Below are 25678 nucleotides of genomic sequence, written 5' to 3'. Positions count from 1 at the left end.
ATCTTGAAGTAGGTATTATATATTGTTTAATAAATGAAATATTTTGAAACCATACACGAACGAAATTCAGCAAAAATCACTGCGCTCATTGCAGTTATTATCTTGCTATTGCTATTTGTGGTTAGAGGTTTCACTTATATGGATCCTCCATTTGAGTATGGCGTTGCTGTTAATTTTGGAAATTCTCCTGTTGGCTCTGGAAATATTCAACCCAAAACACCTATCAAATCGCAACCAGTTGAAGAGATAGTAAAAGGAGAACAACAAGCTGAGCAACCTCAGGAAACTTCTGAGGCTAATGATAAAGCAGAAGAAGTGCTAACCAATGAGTCGCCAGAAGCTATAGCTATAAAAAAAGCACAAGAAGCAGAAGCTAAAGCTAAAGCTGAAGCCGAACGTCAAGAACAAATACGAAAAGCTGCAGAAGCTCAAAAGGCAAAAGAAGAGCAGGACAAAAAAGATAAACTAGATGCCCTTATTGGAGGTGTCAAAAATTCTGATGGTACCGAAACTAGTGGTGAAGGTCCAGGTGATGGACCAGGAGATAAAGGGCAGTTAGATGGAAATCCTTATGCGCCAAGTTACTTTGGTGGTTCCGGTCCAGGAAAAGGTGGTGTTGGTTTCGGATTAGGAGGACGAGGAGAACCTTCCAAAAAAATATTTAAACAAGATTGTAACGAATACGGCTTAGTTGTTGTAAAGATCGTTGTTGATCGTAATGGAAAAGTTATTGAAGCCACTCCGGGAATTAGAGGGACTACAAATACGCATCCTTGTCTTTTAGGACCTGCAAAAAAAATTGCCTTATCTCATAAATGGCGTGCAGATTCTAAAGCACCAGCACGTCAAATTGGTTTTGTTAGTATCAACTTTGATGTTAGTCAGTAAATGAATTACCAGGATACAGTCAACTGGATGTTTGAGCAGTTACCTATGTATCAAAATCAGGGCAAAACGGCTTTTAAAAAAGACTTGTCAAATTCAATTCAATTTGCCAGACATCTAAATAATCCACACCAAAAGTTTAAAAGTCTTCATGTAGCAGGAACTAATGGTAAAGGATCTACTAGTCATATGCTAGCTTCAATACTGCAAGAGGCTGGATATAAAGTAGGATTGTATACTTCTCCTCATTTAAGAGATTTTAGAGAGCGTATCAAAATCAACGGAAAAGAAGCGAGTAAATCCTTTGTTATAGGATTTATTAAACGAAATCTATCTTTTTTTGAGACACATAAACTGTCTTTTTTTGAAATGACTGTAGGAATGGCTTTTGATTATTTTGCTACGCAAAATGTAGATATAGCCGTTATTGAAGTTGGATTGGGAGGCCGATTAGACTCAACTAATATTATTACTCCTGAACTCTCTGTAATTACTAATATTGGGTTTGACCACATGCAATTTTTAGGGAATACTTATGAGGCTATCGCTAAAGAAAAAGCAGGAATTATAAAACCAAATATCCCTGTTGTAATTGGTGAAACACATAATGAAACGGAGTCTATTTTTAAAAAGATCGCTCTAACAAATACTTCAGATATTTATTTTGCCGATCAACTTGTAGAACACACTTTCGAGAGCGATCTAAAAGGAAGTTACCAAAAGCACAATATAAAAACAGCCATTCAGGCATTGCGAGTGCTGGACAAGGATTTTGCATTTCAAATTTCCGAAGCGCATATTAAAACCGGACTTAAAAATGTAGTTGCCAATACAGGATTAAAAGGACGTTGGCAGGTACTTCAAAAACAACCTAAAATTATATGTGATACAGCTCACAATAAAGAAGGTTTGAGTTATATTGTTGATCAAATTAAGGAAGAAGATTATAGAAACCTGCACATTGTTTTTGGTGTTGTTAAAGATAAAGATCTGGATCGTATATTACCCTTAATGCCTAAGACAGCGCTCTACTATTTTTGTAAACCTGACGTACAGCGTGGACTAGACGCCAAAACCTTAAGATCTGTATTTATTGAAAAAGGATTTACAGGTAGTTCTTATGTTAGTGTGAATGCTGCCTTAGAAGCAGCTAAAAAGGTGGCCAATCCTGATGATCTAATCTATATTGGTGGAAGTACATTTGTTGTAGCTGAAATCGTATAGGTAATAAATATTTGTATCTTTAATATTCAATTAAAATGAGTCATATGACAGAGATAATCAACCAAATATTTGCATTGGATATAAAAATGAAGAAGGAAAACAATGACAGTGCAAATCGATATTTAGATCGTATATATCATGAATTTGAAACTATGGGTTTTCAGATAGTTAACCCAGTTGGTCAGTCGTACCGAAATGAAATGACAGATGTAGAAGCTAATATTTTAGGAGATTTAAATAAACAATCTAAAATAACTAAAGTATTGAAGCCTGTGATTTATCAAGTGGAAAATAATGAAACAAAACTCCTTCAAAAAGGAATTGTAATTGTAGAATAGCCTGGAATGAAAACTATAAACTTTGCTATTGATTTAGGAACAACCAACAGTCTCATTGCTAAATATGACGATGGGAATATCAAAATATACAACAATCCTTTAGGTTTGAAGCAAACTCTGCCTTCATGTATTGCTTTCCGAGGAAATAGAACAGTAATTGGAGATAAAGCTCTTGACTATTTGGAAAAAGATGCTGAAAATATTTGCATGCTTTTCAAACGAAAGATGGGTACTCAAGACACCTATTATGTTCCTTCCATTGATAAAGAAATGTCGCCTATTGAGTTGTCTTCACTAATTCTAAAAGAGCTTAAGAACTTTGTTAATGACGAAGAATCAATGACTTCTGTGGTTATCACAATTCCTGCGTCTTTTGATACCATTCAGTCCAATGCAACTAAGAAAGCTGGATATATGGCAGGATTTAAAGAGGTGGTTTTATTGCAAGAACCTATTGCAGCTTGTTTGGCTTTTGCTAATACCTCTTCTATAGAAGTGAGTGATAAACAAAACTGGATTGTTTACGATTTTGGAGGAGGAACCTTTGATGTTGCTTTAGTTGAGGTCAACGACAGAGAACTAAAGGTTACGGATAATTTAGGAGATAACTATCTTGGAGGTGCCGATTTTGATAATCTAATTGTTGAAAAATTGATCGTGCCTTTTATTGAAGAGAAATTAGGTATTGCTAACCTCTGGAAAGATCTAAAATCTAAAACAACCAACTTCAAAGGACTCTACTTCGAATTACTGAAAATTGCTGAAGAAGCCAAAAAGGAACTATCACATTATGAGGAAACTGAAATTGAGCTTGATATCGATATCAATGGTGATAATTTCTTTGAGCAGTTTGTTATAAAACGTGAACAGTTTGAAGATCTCATAGCACCTAAGGTAGAGCAAACCATCCAATTCATTCAGGATGTGATTAAAAACAATCAGTTGCTAAACTCTCAAATTGAGCGAGTTATTTTAATTGGCGGAAGTACTTATGTGCCATTAATTAAAAAGCGAATTTCAGAAGCTATTGGCGTAGAGGTAAATTCTACAATAGACCCAACATCTGCTGTAGTGCATGGTGCTGCATATTATGCAGGCTCTAAGCCAGCATCAGTGTCACAGGATGTGCTAGTAGTAGAAAAGGAAGAAGATACTGTTGATTTTAAATTGTTTTATGAGCAAAACACAAGAGATCTTGAAGAGTTAATCACAGGTAAAGTTGCATCAGATAAAGTGAGTGGTTTTAGAATAATGAGAAAAGATGGTGGCTATGATTCTGGAGTTAAGACACTAGATGATGGAGGATTTTCAGAATTTGTCCCACTACTTGAAGGGCGTTTAAATTTGTTTAAAATCCAATTGTTGAATTCTGCTTTAGATGTGGTTAAAATCATTGATACTATATCCATCAATCAAGGCAGTTACAATGTGCAAGGGCAGCCATTACCTAATGATATTTGTATGGAAGTGGATGATCTTGATGCATCAGCAACAAGATTAGAGAAGGTGTTTGCTAAGGGAAGTATACTTCCATTGAGAAAGAAAATTTACAAAACAGCATCTAAAACTATACTACAACAATCAAAATCCAATTTAATCATTAATATTATTGAAGGAAAATCCAAAGGCTTACCAAGTTCAGGATTGAGTATTGGATATATAGAGATCTCAGGGAAAGATCTTGAGGAAGATTTGATTAAGGGTACTGATATAGAAATAGAAATTGAAGTAACTGAGTCTCGTGACTTGAAGATTAATGTTTTTCTACAATCTTGCGATCAGGAGTTTAAAAATGTATTTAGTGAGTCTGAACGTGCTATAAGTATCAACAAGATCAATATGGAAATAAATACAGTTTTAGGTGATGTTGAAGCGTTGATCAAGACCAATAATTCTGAAGAAAATTTTGAATATTCTCAACAATTAGAAACCATTCGTGTTGGATTAATTGAGACTCAGATTTCAGCCTCTTTAATAAATGACGATGATATTTCTGATGCAAAGTTTCAACTCGATGATAGAAAGCGAAAACTCATTCAGGATTTTGATGACCTTACCCGAAATAAGCTTATCGCCAAAGAGATAGAAGAGTATAAGGATACAAAGTCTAGTTTAGAATATCATTTGAATAAAGAAGAAAATGAACGCTATCAGGAAAAGTATGCGCGAATCATTAAAAATGAACGCGAAGTGATTAATTCTGGTAATAAATATTTAATTCGTTCTAAAATAAAAGAACTTGACGAGCTCTATGATGCCATCATTCAATCCAGTGATGAAAACTTTATCACTTATTTTTTGAACTTGAAGTTCTGTACTGAATTCTCAAATCAAAGAAGAGCTGATAAGTTATTTAAACAAGGAGATCAAGCCTTAGAGAAACAAGATTATAAGTCGCTAAGACATATTGTATACGGTTTATCTGCATTACTTCCAGACTACGAAAAAGAAAAGCAAAGAAACTTTAAGGATGATAGTAGAACTGGACTTAGTTAGGCGGTTTGTAAAGATTAATGACCGTTTGTGTTCTTGCTTTATTAAGGGTTGTAGTTCTGTAAAAGATGTTTTTTAAATGAATAGAGTCCGATTTTCTAGTTGGACTCAGAGTTTTGTCAGCAATAATCTCAAACTCATTTTCTGGATACACATTGATATAATGCTTTTGATCGAAATTGATACTATCAATAATGTATAATTTGCTCATATAGGCTTCAGTTTTAAAAAACTTCGAGGACTTTGAGAAATTAACGAAATTTTTTCCGGAGTAAAACATAATAGTATCCTTTGCACTAATTTGTAATGATGCTCTTTTATTCTTCGGAATATATACCGCTTTGTCATTATTTTTATAAAGCATAAACATAATGAGCTCCTTGTTTGTTAAATTGGTGACATAGGTGTCATATCTTGAGATGTCCTCACTGGTTTTTGGTGGATAAAATGTATGAAATTTTGGCTTATAAGGGTTGTCATAAAGATTATAACGTAATGGGACAGTGGGTTTATTCTCGCTTATTTTAGGGTATACAGAGACAATATTATGTAATTCGTTAATATTATTTTTTCTGTAATCTGAAATTTTTATGATTGTGTTATTTGAAGTTGTAGGATAAGAACTATAGCTGGTATCGCTCTTCCCAACCCATAATACAACTCGGATTACGAGCATAACCAATACAAAAATTCCCCAGCCTCCAAAACCTGAGCCTGTTCTTCTGCTAGATCTTGATGGATACGTATATTCTCGAGCTATACTAGCATTGGATTTTAAAGTTTCCTCTAAAAAAATATTGGAGGTGTCAAGAATTGATAAGGCGACCATTGCCTTTGCTGCAAATCTAAATTCATTATTATCGATATTTCGGCGCTTAGAATTGTAAACATCAATAATCTCAGAGTTTAGTTCTTGTATCTCTTCATTAAAACAATCTGGATATTGATTCAAACAGTTTATAAATATTTTGTTTGCAATAAATCCCACGGGATATTCTTTCTGTTTTAATCGCTTTTCTCTCAAATATACAGTAGCATAATTAAGTCTAGCTTTAAAAAAATTAATAACGAGTTGATTGTTCTCTTCGGAAAACAGATTATTATGAACAAGTACTTTTAGTATGAGAACATATTTCCCTTTGTTGAGTGTTTCTGATAAAAAAAGCTTTAGATTTTCTTTTAGAAATGGTGCAAGAAAATATTTTAGACCATCTATATTCTGAATTTCATATTGATCTATTTCAATTTCACTCTGATTAATAAGTTGGTGATTTCCAGATATGAGATGTTTTAACCATTGGTGTTTTTCAACAAAAACATGATATTGTCGATTTGTTTCATCTTTAAGTTGGTCTATCAAATTAGCAACCTCACCAAGATTGTTAGCATCTCCTAACATTGCTTTGGCTTTGAGTTGTTTTTGTAGTTTCATGATACCATAAGAATCAATATGCGATAATTCATCGATATCAATACCTAATTGGTCAATAAAAGAGATGTACTTCAACGTGTTTTTATTATATAACTTAAAAATATCAAAATAAATTAGAACAAGATTAATTAGCTATTTTTTTTAGTACATGATGCCTCGAAAAAATTATTTTATTTTTTTTCAAAAAAGCTTTTGCTAATTAAAAATCTAGACTATATTTGCAGTCCAATATTTAGGGCGCGTAGCTCAGTTGGTTCAGAGCACTTGGTTTACACCCAAGGGGTCAGGGGTTCGAATCCCTTCGCGCCCACAGAAGTCTACAGAAATGTAGACTTTTTTGGTTTTAGAAGTATGGGTCATTAACTCAGTTGGTTTAGAGTGTTACCTTGACAGGGTAGAAGTCACTGGTTCGAATCCAGTATGACCCACAACAAGCAGAAAATCTACACGAAAGTGTAGATTTTTTCTTTTGGAGACATCCAAAGTATCTCTTTGAAGATGTCACCAAAAGAAAAAATAAAATCGTTTTCGATTAGGTATTTTCTATTTTCAGAATTGGGTTTTATCTGGATCAACGAAGTTAATCCACCCAAAGCAATGCTTTTTAGGTGTCTCAAATAGAAAAAATAAAATCGTTTTCGATGTTCTATCTTCAGCAGTGAATTTGATTTGGAATTAATTATAAGTTCATTGCGAGCTGTAACTCCTATAGAAGTTCTAATATACGCTCTAAAGCCATGCCTCTGGAGCCTTTGATCAAGATCATCTTATTTTTAAATTTAAACGCTTGAAATGCTGTTTTTAACTCCTCGTAAGTATTAAAATAGGATGTATTATTGTGTTTATGCTCAATATTAAAAAAGTTTTCACCAACTAAGATCAAGTGCTCTAATGCCAGTGTATTTGCCAAATCTGCAATAGATTGATGCTCCATTTTTGCATCTGCACCTAACTCAAACATATCTCCCAAAATAGCTATTTTGTTTTGACTGTCTTGTTGTTCAAAGTTTGATAAAGCTGCTAACATACTAGAGGGATTTGCATTGTAGGCATCTAAGATGATATGGTGTCCGTTTTTTTCAATAATTTGAGACCTGTTATTGCTTGGGATGTAGTTTTCAATAGCATCAATGATGTCTTGCTCTTCAACATTAAAATACTCACCAAGGGCAATGGCTATACATATATTGTTATAGTTATAAGCACCCGTTAAATGGGTTTGAATTTTATGTTTTTTGTATGCTAGATTTACAAATGGTTGCGATTTAAGTAATGTTGTGTCTGATCCAAACCGAATTAAGTTGTCATAATCACCTGCTTGTTTTACTTGTAAGTCATCATTTTGATTGATAAATATGGTCTTGTTATGAGCTTTCAAATGCACATAAAGCTCAGACTTACCTTTAATAACACCTTCAACTCCTCCAAACCCTTCAAGATGAGCTTTTCCGAAGTTTGTTATCAATCCGTAATCTGGTAAAGCAATATCACAAAGGAACTCTATTTCTTTTTGATGATTAGCACCCATTTCCACAATGCCAATTTCAGTAGCATTGTCCATACTTAGTAATGTGAGAGGAACTCCAATATGATTATTTAAATTTCCCACAGTAGCAGTAGTATTATATTTTTTTGAGAGCACAGAATTAATAAGCTCTTTGGTGGTTGTTTTGCCATTGCTTCCAGTTAACGAGATTATTGGAATGTTGAGCATTTTACGATGAAGTGTTGCAAGATCCTGTAATGTCTTTAAAACGTCAGTAACGAGAATATACTGTTGGTTATTTATTTGTTGTTTTTTTTCATCTATTACAGCAAATGAAGCGCCTTTTGCTAAGGCATCTTTGGCAAACGTATTACCATTAAAATTGTCACCTTTTAAAGCGAAGAACATACATTTAGGTGTGATCTTTCTTGTATCTGTACAAACAGTACGACACTTCAGGAAGTACTTATAAATAGTTTCTAATTCCATGAAATAAATGTAATAAAAAAGCCCTAATCAAAAATGATTAAGGCTTTATATTATTTGAATAAAAGATTAATTTCTTTTCTTTCCTTTTCCTTGCGATTTAGATCCTACTCTTGACATTGCACATCTAAATCCAATGTAATCTGTAGCCATATCTTGTGGGAAATATCTACGTTGAGCTGGATCAATCCAATATGCTCTATCTTTCCATGAACCACCTTTGTAAACACGAACTTGATCGTTAATTAAAGATGTTCTTTGATTAGAAGTATCGTATTCTTTGATAACATTTCCTGTTGAGTCTCTTTCGATATTGTGTTTTGGAGAATTATACATTTTACGAGTCATGCTTTCAGTCTCATCTGTATCTTCTTCATCAAAACTATCAGCATATTGACGAGACGATCTTACATCTCCATCTCTGTAGTTTCTGTTATCGCTTTTATCAAAGTTAGTTCTTAAATAGGTTTCATTTTCATCTACACCTACTTGTAAAATTTCACCAGGTAAGTTTCTAGCAATAATCTTTCCGTTAGCTAATGTATCAAAAACAATTTCTTCAGGAGTCACTACTTTTACAGTACCATCTTCATTAATTGCATTTTTGGTATATACATTACCTCTGTAGTAGTTAAAGTCGTTAAACTCGTCATCTACAATAGGTCTATAAACATCAGCAACCCATTCGGCAACATTACCAGCCATATCGTATAATCCATAGTCATTTGGCTCGTAAGACATTACTTGAGCTGTAATATCAGCTCCATCATCAGACCAACCAGCAATTCCACCGTAATCACCTTTACCCTGTTTGAAGTTAGCTAATTGATCACCTCTTGTTTTACGATTTCCAGAACGTGTATATTGACCGTCCCATGGATATTTCTTACGACCTCTGTAAACATTATAACTTCTCAATTCACTTAATCCAAGTGCTGCATATTCCCATTCTGCTTCTGTTGGTAGTCTGTAATCTGGAGAAATAATACCAGATTCTCTTCTAGCGTATGTGTTTATAGTATCTCCGGAAGCAGTAGTTTGTACTCTACGTCTGGATTTCTCCGGATTGATAATTGAATCATTTCCACCGTATGTTAATGTTGGCGCGTTAATATAAGTATCAACGTTGAAATTGCTTTCTGCAGATGATGATAAATGCGAATCTCTTTCTAAGTAACCAGCATTTTGTAAATCCATTTCTGCAACTCTGTCTGTTCTCCAGTTAGCAAATTCTACAGCTTGGATCCAGCTTACACCAACAACAGGATATTCTCCATAACCTGGATGACGTAAGTAATTTTCAGTCATCATTTCAGCATAGCCTAAACGATTTCTCCAAACTAAGGTGTCTGGTAAAGCACCTTCGTAAATTAATCTATAATTTTCTTCTTCTGGCGGATAAGTTCTTTTAATCCAATCAAGATACTCGGTATACATTTTATTTGTTACCTCAGATTCATCCATGTAGAATGATTGAATATGTTGTTGGTTTGGAGAATTGTTCCAGTCATGCATGACATCATCCTGAACTTTTCCCATTGTGAAAGTTCCACCTTCTACGAATACTAGACCAGGTCCAGTTTCTTGCTCTTGAAATTTGTCATTGTACTGGAAACCACCATTTTTATCGTTGATTTTCCATCCTGTTGCTCTAGACATGTTCTTAGAAGAAGAGTTTCTGCTACAGCTAACAATTGTTAAAGATAGTACTAGGGCTAATAGTATCCTTAGGTTTAAGACGTTTTTCATATCCATACTTTTTAAGTAAGCTAGTTTTAATTTTAGAGACGCAATATAGTAATTAAAGGTAAACTAACAACATTTTTTGGCAAATTCATGCAAAAAAAGTTGCATTTCATCCTCTTTTTTGTACACAATAACGGATTTTTGACCAGTTTATCGATGTATTTTGTTCTTAATAACGATTGAATAAATTAATTATTGTTGTAATTTTGAATAAAAAATTGAGACTCTATAATATCATGAGTTTATAGACGTTATTTTACTATGAAAAAATATTTACTATTACTTCTATCTATCATTTCATTTTTTAGTTATTCTCAAGAGAAACAGTTTGATATCTTATGGAATGGTACCAGAACTTTAGAAACTGCTAACTCAGAGATTGAGGTTCCAAGTTTTGAAACAAAGTATTTTAATTTCACCTATGAAAGGGGTTTGGTGTTTTCTACTCAATGGGAGGAAACGTCAAGAATTAATGAGAATTCTGTAGAGCTCACACAAGTTGCTTATGCTAACATTAGTGTATCTGAACTTAAAGATATTCCACTATCTACTATTCCTAATGCACCTAATATTACATTAAAGAATGCTATTGATAGAGATAAGGTGTCGGCCTATTTAGAACTAACACCAATTATTAATGATAGAGGTGTTTATAAAAAAGTAACTAGCTTTTCGGTTACCTATCAATACGGAAGTTTAAATAGAAGTTCACAAAATATAAATGAAATTACAAATTCGGTACTAAGCTCTGGAACATGGCATAAGTTCTATGTAGATAAATCGGGTGTGTTTAGATTGAGTAAAGGATTTCTCAATTCTATTGGAGTAAATACTAATGTAGATCCAAGATCTATTAGAGTTTACGGAAATGGAGGCGCTATGCTTCCAATGGCTAATAGCGAGTTTTATCCTTTAGATCTCACAGAGAATGCTATACGGTTTGTTGGCGAGGAAGATGGTGTTTTTAATGATGATGACTACATATTGTTTTATGCCGAAGGTCCTACAGAATACAATCAGGAAAGTGATACTAATATCAATCTCTATTCTGATAAATCATATTATTTTATCAATTTAGGTAGTGGTCCAGGTAAACGTATTGAGCTATTAAATCAACCGCAAGATGAGGTGACTATAGAAGTTAATACCTTTCAGGATTATCAGTTCCACGAGGTCGATGAGAATAATTTAGCAAAGATTGGTAGAAGATGGTTTGGTGAGCGCTTTGATGTTGAAAATGAAAGAACCTTTAACTTTAGTTTTCCTAACATAGTATCTACTGAGCCAGCTAATGTCAAAGTTCTTGCGGCAGGTGTTAGTGAAAGTACAGCAACTAACATGCAGGTCGTGTTGAATGGTAATCTGGCTGGAACACTTAGTTTTTCTGTAGTTGATGATCCTATATTGGCTTTCTCGAGTACCTATCAAAATGATGTAAACTTACCATCTTCAGAGGTAACTGTTGACCTTGTATATGATAATAACGGTAACCCTTCAGCATTAGGCTATCTGGATTACATTTCAATAGAAGCTACCAGAGGATTGATTTTTGAAGGTTCTCAGTTCGTATTTAAAAACAATGACGTTGCTCTCAATCCAGGAATTGCAGAGTACACAATATCAAATGCAAATAACCTCCAGGAAGTCTGGGATATTACAGACAAGTATAATGTGAAGTCGGTTATAAATACCGACCAAAGTCAAACATTGAGTTTTAAAGATGTCGCTGGAGAAAGTAAACGGTATATTACGGTATCTAATTTAGATTATTTCCAACCATCAAGAGATGCTAATACGAGTGTAAGTAATCAAAATATCAAAGGAACCATTTTTTTAAACGAACAAGGAGAATTTCAAGATATTGATTACATAATTGTTGCTAGAAGCAATTACAGCTCTCAGGCAGAAAGGTTGGCTCAAATTAATAGAGATAAGTATAATCTAAATGTAAAAGTTGTCACACTTGATCAAATCTATGCAGAGTTCAGTTCTGGAAATCAGGATATTTCTGCAATTAGAAATCTAATACGTTATGTATATCACAATGCGAGTAGTCCGAGTAGGCGAATAAAATACGTATGTCTTTTTGGAGATGCGTCTTACGATTATAAAGACAGAATTTCAAATAACACTAATATTGTACCTATCTGGAATTCTAAACAAAGTTTTAGTTTAACATCTTCATTTATATCTGATGATTTCTACGGAATGATGGACGAAAATGAAGGACTTATGGAAAGTCAGGAGCGTTTGGATATTGCTGTAGGTAGAATACTAGCAGATTCACCTCAAAGAGCAAAAGAACTAGTAGACAAAATTGAAGGCTATTATGGAGAAGAGGCTTTTGGGAGTTGGAGGAATAACTTTGTTGTTGTTTCTGATGATGTAGATAAAGCTTGGGAAAAAGTATTACAGAATACAACCGATGAGATTGGTAATGAAGTAACAGATGAAAAACCATTTATGAATGTTATCAAGATTCACACAGACTCCTACCAACAGCAAGCTACTGCTAGTGGAGAGCGTTATCCTGTGGTGAATCAGGCACTAAAAGATGCATTGGAAGTAGGAGCACTTGTGGTCAATTATTTTGGTCATGGAGGAGAGGATGGTCTGGCTGCTGAACGAATTTTTACAAAGGTAGACGCCCAAGATATTAGAAACATCTGTAAGTTTAACCTCTTTGTAACAGTTACATGCGAATATACCAAATTTGATAATCCGCAAAGACCTACAGCAGGAGAGTTTACCTATTGGAATAAAGAAGGTGGAGCCATAGCATTGATCACCACTACTAGACAAATTTTTGTTACTGTTGGTGTGACTTTCAACGAAATTCTCGACGAATATTTATTTAATTATGGGTCTATAGAATATCCAACTATGGCTGAAGCACTAAGACTTACTAAAAACGACGACGGCGTGTCTGGAAGTCCGCAAAAACCATTGGTATTCTTTATTGGAGATCCAGCAATGAAATTAGCATTTCCTAGACCTGAAATTAGATTAACTCAAGTTAATGATACACCTGTCGATGCTTTTAACGAACCATTAAAAGCACTAGATAGAGTGAAAATGTCTGGTGAACTTTATGATTCTTCAGGAAACTTTCTATCCAATTACAATGGTATTGTTACTGCAACTGTTTTCGATAAAGAAATTGAAAGGCAAACGCTGGGTAATAATGGAATTAGTGATGATGATGGTTTAATTATACTTGATTTTAAAACGCTTGGAGAAACTTTATTTAAAGGTCAGGCCACAGTTACCAATGGTCAATTTGATTTTGAATTTGTGGTGCCTAGAGATATTGGAATACCTGTAGGTCCAGGAAAGGTGAGTTTCTATTCTAAGCAAGACAATATTCTTGATGATAAGTCGGGTTACAATTTTGATATTGAAATTGGAGGCATCAATGAAAATGCTGAAGAAGACAATATAGGTCCTGTAATTAATCTTTTTATGAACGATGAGAATTTTGTTTCAGGGGGAATTACAAACGAACAACCTACACTTATTGCTAAACTTCAAGATGATAACGGGATAAATACAGCGAGTGGAATTGGTCATGACATTACAGCAATTATTGATGGTGATGAAACGAATCCATTTGTTTTAAATGATTATTATCAAGCTAATGTTGATGATTATCAAAGCGGAAGATTAAGTTATCCATTTAGAGATTTGGAGCCAGGACTTCATACTCTAACCCTCAAAGCATGGGACGTTTATAATAATTCATCTACTTCCGAAATTGAGTTTTTGGTAAGAGATAAAGATGAAGAATTGGTGATTAGTAACGTTTTAAATTATCCAAATCCATTTATAGATTACACAGAATTTTGGTTCAATCACAATAGTTCTGATGTTTTAGACGTTTCAGTACAGATATTTACTGTTTCTGGAAAATTAGTCAGAACATTAAACGGACAAACTTCAGGAGGTGGAAAGGTAACTAGTTCGCTTTCTAAAGACATAGTTTGGGATGGCAGAGATGATTTTGGCGATAAAATCGGTAAAGGTGTCTATGTTTATAAACTAAAAGTAAGATCCAATCGTTTAAATAAACAAGTCGAAAAAATCGAAAAACTTGTCATACTATAATAATAAATTATATTTGCTTAATATATTCAATGTGGAAATGCCTTGAAATGAACATGAATTTACAGATGAAAAAATACATTTTAGCCCTTATTACACTTTCGGTATTTAATTTTTCTAATGCCCAGGAAACAATAACCTTTCCAAATCAATCTACAGTTATTACAACTGGAGTTCCATTTATGCTGATAGCACCAGATGCGCGTTCAGCAGGTATGGGAGATATGGGAGTAGCAACTTCAGTAGATGCTTATGCACAACAATGGAATGCTGCTAAATACACATTTTCTGAGGCGAAATCAGGAATTGCCGTAAGTTATACGCCTTACCTAAGTAAATTAGTTAATGATATTTCAATTGCTTATTTGACCTATTTTAATAGAATTGATGACCGAAGTTCTTTCGGATTTAGTTTTAAATACTTTGGTTTAGGTGAAATTGAAATTCGTCCAGATGAATTTTCTGAGCCATTAATAGAGAAACCAAATGAATTTACAGTAGATGCATCTTATTCATTGCGTTTAGCTGATCAGTTTGCAATGTCTGTAGCATTACGTTATTTGCGTTCAGATTTAAGAATTCAAGCCGTTGATGCCAATGCACAAGCAGCAGGATCATTTGGTGTTGATATATCAGGTTATTATCAAAGTGAAGAAGAAGCATACAACAGTTTTAATGGTAGAACCCGTTTTGGTTTTGCTATTCAAAATCTAGGTCCAAAAATCAAATATGATGATGGAGGTAGAGAAAACTTTTTACCAACTAACTTAAGAATTGGTGGTGGGTTTGATTTTATTTTCGATGATTATAATAAGCTAGCTGTCACTGCAGAGATTACCAAGTTATTAGTTCCTACACCGCCGTTATTTGGTTTTGTGGATAGAAATGGAGATGGGGAACAAACTCCTGACGATACAAGTACTCCAGATGTAGACGAAAGTGAGCCAACTATCATAACAGGAGGTCAATCTAATGATGTTAGTTTCTTGTCAGGAATTTTTCAATCGTTTGGTGATGCACCAGGAGGTTTTAGTGAAGAATTAAAAGAGTTTACTTGGGCTTTAGGTGCAGAGTATCTTTATCAAGATTCATTTGCATTTAGAGCAGGATATTTTAATGAAAGTGAAGAAAAAGGAGCACGAAAGTTTTTTGCTCTAGGAGCTGGATTTAAATACACAACAATTAATATTGATCTATCATATCTATTTTCAGCATCTAAAGTTCAAAGTCCGTTAGAAAACACACTGCGTTTTTCTCTAACATTTAATTTTGGTGATGGAGAGTATGACGAATACTAGTAGTCAATAAGAAAAACACAAAAAACTATTGTTCTTTAGCAATAGTTTTTTTGTCTAAAATGGTTTGTAATGAAGGAAGTGAATATAGAATCTAAGCTAATTGTTTTTGATAGTTTTGATGAATTGCCAAAATCTATAGCGTCACTTATGGAAAAGGCTAAAGAAGCAAGATTAAAGGCCTATGCGCCTTATTCTAAATTTTTGGTTGGAGCGGCTATTTTACTTGATAATGGTGAGATCATCACTGGTAGTAATCAAGAAAACGCCTCCTATCCTTCAGGTTTATGTGCCGAACGTACTGCTATATACTACACAGGAGCACAATTTCCTAATGCTAAAATAGTATCTATGGCTATCACTGCTGGATCGCAAACTCATGAGACCAGCACACCTATTCCTCCTTGCGGAGCGTGTAGACAATCTATAGCAGAATACGAATTTAAACAAGAGTCACCTATTGAAATTTACTTTATGGGTACTTCTGGTAAGGTTGTAAAATCACACTCGCTTGCCAATTTACTGCCACTTGGTTTCGATAGAAGTTTTCTATAACGTTTTCGTAATAAATTTTACGATTTTCGGTTTTTTCATTACTAACTAAAGTGTTACTTTTGTTATTCGTTTAAATAATTAACGTCACCAATGCAAAAAGTAACAAAAGAAGTTTACCTAAAATGGTATGAAGACATGTTGTTCTGGAGGAAGTTTGAAGACAAGCTAGCTGCAGTTTACATTCAACAAAAAGTAAGAGGATTTCTTCACCTGTATAATGGTCAGGAAGCTGTGTTAGCTGGAGCGCTTCACGCTATGGATTTGACTAAAGATAAAATGATTACTGCATATAGAAACCATGTTCAGCCAATAGGTATGGGTGTAGATCCTAAACGTGTTATGGCTGAATTATACGGTAAAGCTACTGGTACCTCACAGGGTCTTGGTGGATCGATGCATATCTTTTCTAAGGAGCATCGTTTTTATGGAGGTCATGGTATTGTAGGTGGTCAAATTCCATTGGGAGCTGGTATTGCTTTTGGTGATAAATATCACGGAAGTGATGCAGTTACCTTATGTTGTTTTGGAGATGGTGCTGCACGTCAAGGTTCGCTTCATGAAACGTTCAACTTAGCAATGCTATGGAAATTACCTGTTGTTTTTGTTTGTGAAAATAATGGATATGCCATGGGAACATCGGTAGAGCGAACTGCTAACCACACAGATATCTGGAAATTGGGATTAGGTTATGAAATGCCTTGCGGACCAGTAGATGGAATGAATCCTGTTAAAGTTGCTGAAGCTTTTGACGAAGCAATTGCCAGAGCTAGACGTGGTGAAGGGCCAACATTCTTAGAGCTTAAAACCTACCGTTATAGAGGACACTCAATGTCTGATGCACAGCATTACAGAACCAAAGATGAAGTGGCGGAGTATAAAAAAATCGATCCAATTACACAGGTAAAAGATATTATCCTGGAAAAGAAATATGCAACAGAAGATGATATCGCTGTTATTGATAAACGCGTAAAAGCGCTGGTGAAAGAATGCGAGAAATTCGCAGAAGAATCACCATATCCTGAAAAGAGCGTTATGTATGATGCGGTTTATGAGCAAGAAGATTATCCATTTATACAACACAAATTATAAGCTATGGCTGAAGTAATTAATATGCCTCGTTTGAGCGACACTATGGAAGAAGGCACTGTCGCTTCCTGGTTGAAAAAAGTTGGAGATAAAGTAGAAGAAGGCGATATTTTAGCCGAAATCGAAACCGATAAAGCTACAATGGAGTTTGAATCTTTTAACGAAGGAACTTTGCTTCATATTGGTATTGGAGAAGGAGAAACAGCTAAGGTGGATACACTTTTAGCTATCATCGGCGAAGAAGGTGAAGATATTTCAGCGCTTCTTGATGGTAAAGTTGAGACCTCTGATGCTGCTACTGAAAGCAACAATGAAGATGTTGATATTTCAGATGTTGATTTTGAATCAGATGCTGAATCAGATGCTACAGATTCAAACGAAGAGCTACCAGAAGGTGTCATAGTGGTTACCATGCCACGATTAAGTGATACAATGGAAGAAGGAACCGTAGCTTCTTGGTTAAAAAATGTAGGTGATACTGTTGAAGAGGGAGATATTTTAGCTGAAATTGAAACAGACAAAGCTACTATGGAATTTGAATCATTCCAATCAGGAACTCTGCTTCATGTAGGATTACAAGAAGGAGAGTCTGCAAAAGTAGATGCACTTCTCGCTATTATTGGTCCTGAGGGAACTGATGTTTCAGGAGTTGCTAAAAACTTTAAAGTTGACTCGTCATCTTCAGAAACCAAACAAGAAGACGCTCCAAAGAAAGAAACTAAAGCCGTTGAAGCACCGAAACAAAAAGAGACGCCTAAGACAGTTGAAACAACTGCTAAAGTGAATTCAGCTCCTACTTCTCCAAATGGTAGAATCTTTGTATCGCCATTAGCTAAAAGAATGGCCGAAGAGAAAGGTATCAATTTGTCTCAGGTACAAGGATCTGGTGAGAATGGACGAATTATAAAACGCGATATTGAAAACTTTACACCTGCTGCGGCATCACAATCGTCTGCACTTGTGGCTAAGTTTGTACCTTCTGGACAAGAAGATTTTGATGAGGTGGTAAATTCTAATATGCGTAAAGCTATTGCTAAAAACTTAGCGAAGTCTAAATTTACTGCGCCACATTACTACTTAAATGTAGAATTTGATATGGAAAATGCTATAGCGTTCAGAGCACAGTATAACTCATTACCAGATACAAAAATATCTTATAATGATATGATTGTTAAGGCTTGTGCTCTTGCACTACGTCAGCATCCACAAGTGAATTCGCAGTGGTTTGATGATAAAATGCGCTTAAACAATCATGTGCATATTGGTGTAGCAGTTGCAGTGCCTGACGGTTTGGTGGTTCCTGTGGTTCGTTTTGCTAATGAGCAAAGTTTAACCCAAATTGGTGCTGCAGTAAAAGATTATGCTGGTAGAGCGAGAAACAAAAAACTTACTTTAGATGAAATGGAGGGAAGTACCTTCACTATTTCTAACTTAGGTATGTTTGGTATCGAAAGCTTTACATCAATTATCAATCAGCCAAATTCAGCAATTCTTTCTGTTGGAGCTATTGTAGAAAAACCAGTCGTAAAAGACGGGAAAGTAGTTCCAGGAAATACTATGAAGTTAACTATGGCATGTGATCACAGAACCGTCGATGGCGCTACTGGAGCACAATTTCTCCAAACATTAAAAGGATACATCGAAAATCCTGTGACGATGCTGGTGTAAGCAATTTGAGATTTATTATTCTAAACTCATGTGAGGAATCTAATTTATATAATCCCGAGTTGATGTTTTCAACTCGGGATTTTTTATATTTAAACTTTATTAAAATCTATAGGAATGCATAAACTAATTACGATACTTGTTGCGTGTTTATTTGTGGTATCATGTGCCGCTAAATTCAAAGGTGACGACGGTCAACCAGGTAAAGCTGGTGAAAGCTCAAAAACAATAACTATTACTAGCTCTGAAGTTAAAGACATTGTAACCTATTTGGCATCAGACGATCGTCAGGGACGAAATACTGGTAGTGAAGGTATAGATCAATCTGCAACGTATATTGAAAACGAGCTTAAATCTTATGGCGTAAAACCATATTACGAGACTTATAGAGATAACTTCAAAATTGGAGAAATCGATGCGTTTAATGTCGTTGGTTTTATTGAAGGTACAGATAAAACTCTTAAAGATGAAGTTATTATTCTGGGAGCCCATTACGATCATATTGGAAAAGGTAGAATAGTTGATGGCGATTCTATTGCTAATGGAGCTAATGATAATGCAGCAGGAACTAGTGCAGTCATGGCAATAGCTAAATATTTTGCAGCCAAAAAGAGTAACAAGCGCAGTATAATGGTCGCTTTGTTTTCCGCAGAAGAGATGGGACTATTAGGGTCTAAGCATCTGGCAGAGCGATTAAAACAAGAAGGACTTAATCTATATAGTATGGTTAATTTTGAAATGATAGGTGTACCATTTAAAGATCGTGATTATGAAGCTTTTGTTTCTGGTTATGATTTGTCAAATATGGCGGCTAAAATCAATGAGTATGCTGGTAGTAATCTTATAGGTTATTCCGAAGTAGCTAAAAAATATAGTTTGTTTAAACGTTCAGATAATTATCCATTTTATCAGCAATTCAATTTACCATGCCAAACCATTTCATCGTGCGATCTCACTAATTTTGATTATTACCATCATGTAGACGATGAGGTAAGTGAGTTAAATTATGAATTCATGGCAGGTTTAATCAATAAAATAATACCAGCTATTGAAATGATGAGTACTACAGAAACTAAAGAAATTGTGATGTATGGAGAGTAAAAATATAATTATAACTGGTACAAGTCGTGGGATAGGTTTCGAGTTAGTGCATTTGTTCGCCAATCAAGGACATAATGTGTTAGCCCTGTCAAGAAATGCACAGCCTGTCAATAATTTGCACTTTGATAATATAGCGTCTTTTTCTTTCGATTTATGTGAAGTGGACGATTACAAAAAAGTTGAGCAGTTTATTAAAAACGAGTTCAAGCATGTCGATATATTGATTAATAATGCAGGAATGCTACTCAATAAACCATTTGCAGAAACCACATTCAAAGATTTTGCTAAAGTTTACGAAACCAATGTGTTTGGTGTTTCTGAAATGACACGCATTGTTTTGCCTTTTATGAAATCTAGTAGTCATGTAGTAACCATAAGCTCTATGGGAGGCATCCAAGGGAGTATGAAATTTCCTGGGCTTGCAGCTTACAGTTCAAGTAAAGGTGCAGTAATCACATTAACCGAATTACTTGCTGAAGAATACAAAGAAACAGGTCCTCAGTTTAACGTTCTGGCTTTAGGTGCTGTGCAAACGGAAATGCTCAAAGAGGCCTTTCCAGATTATCAAGCGCCAACAACCGCTTTAGAAATGGCAGAGTATATTCAGGATTTTGCTCTCAATGGGAATAAATATTATAACGGAAAGGTTCTTCAGGTGTCTAATTCTACACCTTAGCTAATACTCTTATTTATCGGTAAATTTTAAAAAAGTCACTTTTTTTACTGTCACAGCTTCGGTATATTGTGTGTAATCTAATTTACTACTTACTCTGGTTAATACAGAGTCTTTGAAGGTTTTCGAATTAGTATGGACTGTAAAGCCTAACGTAAAGAGTTCTAAGCTATCTGCTTCTAGCCTTGTGTCTCCAATTTGATGTATATCTGAAATGGTAAACTCCTCTGGATAGTCAGATAATGGTAGATGATCCTTAGTGAAGCTTGATAACTGAGCATTGATTTCACTTTCAAAATCTGGATGATCTTGCTTAAGTTTAAGGAGCTCAACATATTCATTTAATTTCTGTGTGCTTATTCGCAATAAAGATTCTGGTGCTACTTCAAGTTCAAAGTCAGTTACCGTAGCTTCCATTACGTTATCAGCAGCCATTTGATTCTCATTTTTACATGAGATTATCAATATCAGGAGTACTATGTATACAATTTTTTTCAATCTACTATAAAGTGTAACGTTGTGATTTGATTGTTATCGTAATCAAAATCTTTATCTAATATACGTATTCGGTTTAATGCTGAAGTGGGTATGGTTAAAAGTCTAACGAATTCTTCCTTCGAATAGATTTCTACTCCCATATTATTATGATAATGCCTGTAAATTGAAGCCTTAGCATGAATAATATTTTCTATTTTCTGTTTATGAGTTGACCAGTCTTTTACATTTCCACTGGTGTAATACTTTAAAATTAATGCATAGTCATCACTTTTTAGCTTAATGCTGTGATGTTTATTTCTATCAATAGATCTAATAATAGTATCTGTTTTATAATAAGGCGAGGATACTACGAATGTAATCTTGTCTTTTTTCGTTTTATAATTAAAACATCCTAAGCTATCCGTTTTAAAATACAATGGTGATTGGTTCTCTTGAAGGATTTTTATATTCAATTCAGTTACAATTTTAGTATTTAAATCGTCTTGAAAACAAAATCGAAACTCATTTTTCGAATTTATCATGGTGACAGCAAAGACTGCTATTATTGGAATAAAAATGGCTGGCCAAAAGATCTTTTTTTTCTTTTTTGAATATGCTTCGGAAATATGAGCAGATTTAAACGCGTTCCAGTTTTCAAAGCCAATATAGCTACTCAGTAAATTGAGCATGTCTACTCTTGGAAGTTTAGAAGCCTCATTTTTAAAATAGGTGTAAAACCATTTTTCACTTACTCGTGCTTTGACTTCAGAAAACAAATCCTCCTGAAACATAACAATATCATTACCATTCCAGTCTTTTACATCTGTTGGTACACTATGATGTTCTAAAAATTTAGAGATCACAGCGGTTTTAAGCTGATTGAATTGATATGTATCTGTGGGATTCAATAAATTATATGCTATTTATATTCAGCTTCTTAATGATTGTAAATTAATTTACAAAGGTTTTACAGGAGCTTTACAAGCCATGATAGCATTGACGCTCTAGATTTGTTTCATAATCATTAAAAATATAAAATTATGAATGCAATCGTATTGAAATCAAAAATTAAATTAATTGTCATCTTTTCTATATGGATCTCCGTCATGTCCTGTAACCACAATGCGAATTATAAAGAAAACGTCTCTTTAGCAACAGCAGACATTAAAGATGATTACGAAGTAGTATCAGATGAGGCACAAACAGCACTCCAGTCTGAAGTAGGAATTAGTCAGGTTCCAGCCGATTTGAAAATTATAAAATCAGCTAATGCAAGATATAAAGTTGAGAATGTCAAAACAGCTACCAGAAAGATTAAACGTATTGCTCAAAGCTATGGCGCTTATATTTCTGATTTGCGATTTGAGAATAACTTATATCAAAAGGAAAATAGATTTACCATTAAAATCCCACAACAGTACTTTGATACTATGATGGATTCTATAGGGTTTATGGTTGAATTTGTAGAGTATGAAAATATAACGACAAAGGATGTCACAGAAGAGTATATCGATATTCAAACCCGATTGGAAACGAAAAAAGAAGTTAAAGCACGATATGAAATGATTTTACGCAAGAACGCCATTACCGTTGAAGATATTCTTACAACTGAAGATAAACTACGCATCATTCAGGAGGAAATAGAATCGGCACAGGGTCGCTTAAAATACTTAACTAATAAAGTGTCTTACAGCACAATTCAAATAGATTTATACGAAACTGTAGCCTACAAAGAAGAACCAGAAAGCTATTCAAAAACATTTTTTGCTAAAGGTAAAGAGGGTTTAACTTATGGTTGGCATATCATTGAAAGTTTAATTCTCGCACTTATATATGTTTGGCCTTTGGTGATTATTGGAACAGTATTGTTTTTTGTGATTAGAAAGAAAATCAGAAAAAGAAAAGCATAATAATGGGAGAGAAGAGTGGCATACTAATTTGAGTCTGCTACTCTTTTTTTACAACAATATGGTCATTTCGTACTGTGTTAAAAATTGTTCAAGCTTTAAAGTGTTTAGAAAGGAATTTGTAGCCACATCATTTTGATCGATATTGATTAAGGTAACACTTTTGCCTTTTGAAACATAATCAAAAATATGTGTAGCAATACCTAAATGACGATGAGTGTTATTAATAGCAAACTGATGAATTTTATTTGTTTTTGGATTGTAAATCATATAGCCTATAAGCATATCATTGTAATAAGCTGCTAAAGTTTTAAGGGTCTCAGAAATAGAATTTAGAGTTTCAGGTTGATTTTGCCAGGTTGGATTCCAATCCCAAAATGATTTGAATAGATTCCAATCCACAGTATCTAATGCTCTAATACCAACTGCAATATTAGCAGGTTTTATCTGAGGAATACCTTTATAGCAAGGTAGCGATCTAGTAGTCTTAAAACCTACTTTTTTATAAATGGAAATTGCAGCATCATTGTTAGAGATTACCTCTAAAAACCCTTGTTTTAAGTTTTTAGCTATAAGTGTTGGTATACAAAACTGATACATTCTTTGTGTCAAGTTTTGACCACGCTCACATGGAATAACACCAGTGCCTGCATTATAAAATGTACTTATATTATTGAGTTTTCGTTTACCATGAAGAATAAAACCTACCAATTGATTCTCGTGGAATGCACCTACAGAAATGGAGAGGTCTATATCTTCTGATTTCAGTTTTTGCTCCAACTGTTCGAGACTTAATGCAAAGGCAATAAAATAATCTGAAAAGGATAGATTAAAAGTGTTAAGGATGTCGGTTGTGCTGGTATGTTCTAAACTTTTAATGATCATCAGGAGAATTTGATAGAGATTGACATTACAATTTCGACTATTTTAACAATAAACACAAGTCAAATATAGGTGAACTCAGATTCATTCCTAATGTTGATAATTAATCCTAACCGTAATACAACAATAACTATTTAAATTTTGTAAATTTGCCTGCGTTTAACAGCGCAACATGACAACTACTAAATACATCTTTGTAACTGGAGGCGTAACTTCCTCACTTGGAAAAGGAATTATTGCTGCTTCATTGGCAAAATTACTTCAAGCTCAAGGTTATAGAACTACCATCCAAAAACTAGACCCATACATCAATGTTGATCCAGGAACTCTAAACCCTTATGAACATGGTGAATGCTATGTTACTGATGATGGTGCTGAAACTGATCTTGATCTTGGGCATTATGAGCGTTTTTTAAACGTTCCTACCAGTCAATCAAATAACGTTACTACTGGTCGTATATATCAAAGTGTTATTGAAAAGGAACGTCGTGGCGAGTTTTTAGGAAAAACAGTTCAGGTTATTCCTCATATTACTGATGAAATCAAACATCGTGTACAGATCTTAGGACAAACAGGAGATTACGATATTGTGATTACTGAAATTGGTGGAACAGTTGGTGATATTGAGTCTTTACCTTATGTAGAAGCAGTACGTCAATTGAAATGGGAATTAGGCGAAAATAATGCCATTGTCATCCATTTAACACTTGTGCCTTATTTATCTGCAGCTGGTGAATTAAAAACCAAACCAACTCAACATAGTGTCAAAACATTGATGGAAAGTGGAGTCATGGCAGATGTTTTAGTTTGTCGTACAGAACATGAATTACCAAGAGATGTCCGCGAAAAACTCGCTAAGTTTTGTAATGTACGCCCTGAAGCTGTCATACAGTCTATTGACGCCTCAACAATTTATGATGTACCAAATTTGATGTTGGATGAAGGTCTTGATAAAGTAGTCCTAGGCAAGTTGGCGTTAAACAGCTCTCAACCTGATCTTACACAGTGGAATCAGTTTTTGTCTCGTCATAAAAATCCGTCAGGAGAGGTTACAATCGGACTTATAGGTAAATATGTAGAACTTCAGGATTCTTATAAATCCATACTGGAAGCATTCATTCATGCAGGAGCAGAGAACGAAGTGAAAGTTAAAGTTGAATCCATTCACTCTGAATACTTGACCGAGTCTAATGCTGCCGAAAAATTAAAACATTTGCATGGTGTATTAGTAGCACCAGGTTTTGGTGAACGTGGAATAGAAGGAAAAATTGAAGCGGTACAGTATGTTCGCGAACATAACATTCCTTTTTTAGGGATTTGTTTAGGTATGCAAATGGCAGTGATTGAATACGCGAGGAATGTTTTAGGATTGAAAGATGCTAATTCTACTGAAATGGATGAGGCCACTCCAAATCCTGTAATTGATCTTATGGAATCGCAAAAAACTATTACTCACAAAGGAGGTACAATGCGTCTTGGAGCATGGGATTGCGAACTTATCGATGATACAATTGCAAAAGATGTATATCAAACAAAAACGATAAAAGAGCGTCACAGACATCGTTACGAATTTAATAATAAATACAAGCAGCAGATTGAAGAGGCAGGAATGAAAGCCACAGGGTTTAATCCTGAGACAGGTCTGGTAGAGATTATTGAGATTCCAGCACACCCTTGGTTTATTGGTGTGCAATATCACCCAGAATATAAAAGTACTGTCGCTAATCCACATCCGCTTTTTGTATCCTTTGTAAAGGCTGCCCTAAATTTCAAAACAAATAATAATAGTGTCAGTATGGCACAAAACTAATATTGGATAGCTTTTTGATAGATTCAAAGCGATCCT

At 34.5% G+C, this 25678-nt stretch carries 19 protein-coding genes and 2 tRNA genes; 15 read left to right on the top strand and 6 right to left on the bottom strand.

What is annotated here, in order from left to right:
- Positions 1-33 precede the first annotated feature (33 nt).
- From Q0951_RS04715 to Q0951_RS04700, 4 genes are read left to right on the top strand one after another with little or no spacing between them, the layout of a single operon-like run.
- Entirely contained in the window at positions 34-888 is an 855-nt protein-coding gene (locus tag Q0951_RS04715; RefSeq protein ID WP_299334876.1) for an energy transducer TonB, read from the top strand.
- Positions 889-2109 carry a folylpolyglutamate synthase/dihydrofolate synthase family protein gene (locus Q0951_RS04710; RefSeq protein WP_299334873.1) on the top strand — a complete coding sequence of 407 codons (1221 nt, stop codon included), beginning with the start codon at positions 889-891 and terminating at the stop codon, positions 2107-2109.
- Positions 2110-2153: 44 nt separating this feature from the next.
- Positions 2154-2447: a hypothetical protein gene (locus Q0951_RS04705; RefSeq protein ID WP_299334871.1), complete on the top strand. Its 294-nt coding sequence runs from the start codon at positions 2154-2156 to the stop codon at positions 2445-2447.
- 6 nt (positions 2448-2453) lie between these two features.
- Positions 2454-4943, top strand: a complete 2490-nt coding sequence (locus Q0951_RS04700) for an Hsp70 family protein (RefSeq protein ID WP_299334869.1) — start codon at positions 2454-2456, stop codon at positions 4941-4943.
- Here the strand turns inward: Q0951_RS04700 and Q0951_RS04695 are convergent.
- Positions 4936-6447: a hypothetical protein gene (locus tag Q0951_RS04695; RefSeq protein WP_299334867.1), complete on the bottom strand. Its 1512-nt coding sequence runs from the start codon at positions 6445-6447 to the stop codon at positions 4936-4938. The two genes, Q0951_RS04700 and Q0951_RS04695, sit on opposite strands and share 8 nt — an antisense overlap.
- A gap of 160 nt (positions 6448-6607) precedes the next feature.
- Here Q0951_RS04695 and Q0951_RS04690 point away from each other — a divergent pair.
- A tRNA-Val gene (locus Q0951_RS04690) sits at positions 6608-6682 on the top strand.
- 43 nt (positions 6683-6725) lie between these two features.
- A tRNA-Val gene (locus tag Q0951_RS04685) sits at positions 6726-6800 on the top strand.
- A gap of 278 nt (positions 6801-7078) precedes the next feature.
- On the opposite strand, the gene murF is transcribed toward Q0951_RS04685, so the two are convergent.
- A complete protein-coding gene (murF, locus tag Q0951_RS04680; protein WP_299334865.1) occupies positions 7079-8347 on the bottom strand; it encodes a UDP-N-acetylmuramoyl-tripeptide--D-alanyl-D-alanine ligase in 1269 nt (422 codons plus the stop codon).
- 66 nt (positions 8348-8413) lie between these two features.
- The gene (gene gldJ / locus Q0951_RS04675; RefSeq protein ID WP_299334863.1) at positions 8414-10099 is read right to left on the bottom strand and encodes a gliding motility lipoprotein GldJ; all 1686 of its coding nucleotides are present in this window, start codon (positions 10097-10099) and stop codon (positions 8414-8416) included.
- A 252-nt stretch (positions 10100-10351) separates the two neighbouring features.
- On the opposite strand from gldJ, the gene porU reads away from it, so the two are divergent.
- From porU to Q0951_RS04640, 7 genes are all read left to right on the top strand, one after another.
- Entirely contained in the window at positions 10352-14194 is a 3843-nt protein-coding gene (porU, locus tag Q0951_RS04670; protein ID WP_299334861.1) for a type IX secretion system sortase PorU, read from the top strand.
- Positions 14195-14259: 65 nt separating this feature from the next.
- Positions 14260-15489, top strand: a complete 1230-nt coding sequence (gene porV, locus Q0951_RS04665; protein ID WP_299334859.1) for a type IX secretion system outer membrane channel protein PorV — start codon at positions 14260-14262, stop codon at positions 15487-15489.
- 69 nt (positions 15490-15558) lie between these two features.
- Positions 15559-16041, top strand: a complete 483-nt coding sequence (gene cdd / locus Q0951_RS04660) for a cytidine deaminase (RefSeq protein ID WP_299334856.1) — start codon at positions 15559-15561, stop codon at positions 16039-16041.
- Between the two features lie 90 nt (positions 16042-16131).
- A complete protein-coding gene (gene pdhA, locus Q0951_RS04655; protein ID WP_299334854.1) occupies positions 16132-17130 on the top strand; it encodes a pyruvate dehydrogenase (acetyl-transferring) E1 component subunit alpha in 999 nt (332 codons plus the stop codon).
- A 3-nt stretch (positions 17131-17133) separates the two neighbouring features.
- The gene (locus Q0951_RS04650) at positions 17134-18795 is read left to right on the top strand and encodes a pyruvate dehydrogenase complex dihydrolipoamide acetyltransferase (protein WP_299334851.1); all 1662 of its coding nucleotides are present in this window, start codon (positions 17134-17136) and stop codon (positions 18793-18795) included.
- A gap of 114 nt (positions 18796-18909) precedes the next feature.
- Positions 18910-19893: a M20/M25/M40 family metallo-hydrolase gene (locus Q0951_RS04645; RefSeq protein WP_299334848.1), complete on the top strand. Its 984-nt coding sequence runs from the start codon at positions 18910-18912 to the stop codon at positions 19891-19893.
- Entirely contained in the window at positions 19883-20569 is a 687-nt protein-coding gene (locus tag Q0951_RS04640; RefSeq protein WP_299334845.1) for an SDR family oxidoreductase, read from the top strand. The genes Q0951_RS04645 and Q0951_RS04640 overlap by 11 nt, the downstream gene beginning before the upstream one ends.
- 9 nt (positions 20570-20578) lie before the next feature.
- Here the strand turns inward: Q0951_RS04640 and Q0951_RS04635 are convergent, their stop codons facing one another.
- Together Q0951_RS04635 and Q0951_RS04630 are read right to left on the bottom strand one after the other, a co-directional pair.
- On the bottom strand, positions 20579-21001 hold the full coding sequence (locus tag Q0951_RS04635; protein ID WP_299334842.1) for a hypothetical protein: 423 nt from the start codon (positions 20999-21001) through the stop codon (positions 20579-20581).
- Between the two features lie 59 nt (positions 21002-21060).
- A complete protein-coding gene (locus Q0951_RS04630; RefSeq protein WP_299334840.1) occupies positions 21061-21951 on the bottom strand; it encodes a hypothetical protein in 891 nt (296 codons plus the stop codon).
- Between the two features lie 132 nt (positions 21952-22083).
- Between Q0951_RS04630 and Q0951_RS04625 the strand changes: the two genes are divergently transcribed.
- On the top strand, positions 22084-22953 hold the full coding sequence (locus Q0951_RS04625; RefSeq protein ID WP_299334837.1) for a DUF4349 domain-containing protein: 870 nt from the start codon (positions 22084-22086) through the stop codon (positions 22951-22953).
- A 48-nt stretch (positions 22954-23001) separates the two neighbouring features.
- On the opposite strand, the gene Q0951_RS04620 is transcribed toward Q0951_RS04625, so the two are convergent.
- Positions 23002-23835, bottom strand: a complete 834-nt coding sequence (locus tag Q0951_RS04620) for a GNAT family N-acetyltransferase (RefSeq protein WP_299334835.1) — start codon at positions 23833-23835, stop codon at positions 23002-23004.
- Between the two features lie 169 nt (positions 23836-24004).
- On the opposite strand from Q0951_RS04620, the gene Q0951_RS04615 reads away from it, so the two are divergent.
- Positions 24005-25642, top strand: coding sequence for a CTP synthase (locus Q0951_RS04615; RefSeq protein ID WP_299334832.1), 1638 nt, complete (start codon positions 24005-24007; stop codon positions 25640-25642).
- Positions 25643-25678 lie beyond the last annotated feature (36 nt).

Origin of the sequence: uncultured Psychroserpens sp. (assembly GCF_947501425.1) — a bacterium.
Lineage (GTDB): Bacteria > Bacteroidota > Bacteroidia > Flavobacteriales > Flavobacteriaceae > Psychroserpens.
Note: the sequence above shows the minus strand (reverse complement) of the source record. Positions and strands in the feature narration are given on the sequence as shown.

Coding starts and splice junctions, on each gene's coding strand:
- pdhA (WP_299334854.1), top strand. CDS start 16,132: ATGCAAAAAGTAACAAAAGAAGTTTACCTAAAATGGTATGAAGACATG.
- cdd (WP_299334856.1), top strand. CDS start 15,559: ATGAAGGAAGTGAATATAGAATCTAAGCTAATTGTTTTTGATAGTTTT.
- murF (WP_299334865.1), bottom strand. CDS start 8,347: ATGGAATTAGAAACTATTTATAAGTACTTCCTGAAGTGTCGTACTGTT.
- Q0951_RS04710 (WP_299334873.1), top strand. CDS start 889: ATGAATTACCAGGATACAGTCAACTGGATGTTTGAGCAGTTACCTATG.
- porU (WP_299334861.1), top strand. CDS start 10,352: ATGAAAAAATATTTACTATTACTTCTATCTATCATTTCATTTTTTAGT.
- Q0951_RS04705 (WP_299334871.1), top strand. CDS start 2,154: ATGACAGAGATAATCAACCAAATATTTGCATTGGATATAAAAATGAAG.
- Q0951_RS04625 (WP_299334837.1), top strand. CDS start 22,084: ATGAATGCAATCGTATTGAAATCAAAAATTAAATTAATTGTCATCTTT.
- Q0951_RS04650 (WP_299334851.1), top strand. CDS start 17,134: ATGGCTGAAGTAATTAATATGCCTCGTTTGAGCGACACTATGGAAGAA.
- Q0951_RS04635 (WP_299334842.1), bottom strand. CDS start 21,001: ATGGCTGCTGATAACGTAATGGAAGCTACGGTAACTGACTTTGAACTT.
- Q0951_RS04645 (WP_299334848.1), top strand. CDS start 18,910: ATGCATAAACTAATTACGATACTTGTTGCGTGTTTATTTGTGGTATCA.
- Q0951_RS04700 (WP_299334869.1), top strand. CDS start 2,454: ATGAAAACTATAAACTTTGCTATTGATTTAGGAACAACCAACAGTCTC.
- Q0951_RS04620 (WP_299334835.1), bottom strand. CDS start 23,835: ATGATCATTAAAAGTTTAGAACATACCAGCACAACCGACATCCTTAAC.
- Q0951_RS04640 (WP_299334845.1), top strand. CDS start 19,883: ATGGAGAGTAAAAATATAATTATAACTGGTACAAGTCGTGGGATAGGT.
- gldJ (WP_299334863.1), bottom strand. CDS start 10,099: ATGGATATGAAAAACGTCTTAAACCTAAGGATACTATTAGCCCTAGTA.
- Q0951_RS04615 (WP_299334832.1), top strand. CDS start 24,005: ATGACAACTACTAAATACATCTTTGTAACTGGAGGCGTAACTTCCTCA.
- porV (WP_299334859.1), top strand. CDS start 14,260: ATGAAAAAATACATTTTAGCCCTTATTACACTTTCGGTATTTAATTTT.
- Q0951_RS04715 (WP_299334876.1), top strand. CDS start 34: ATGAAATATTTTGAAACCATACACGAACGAAATTCAGCAAAAATCACT.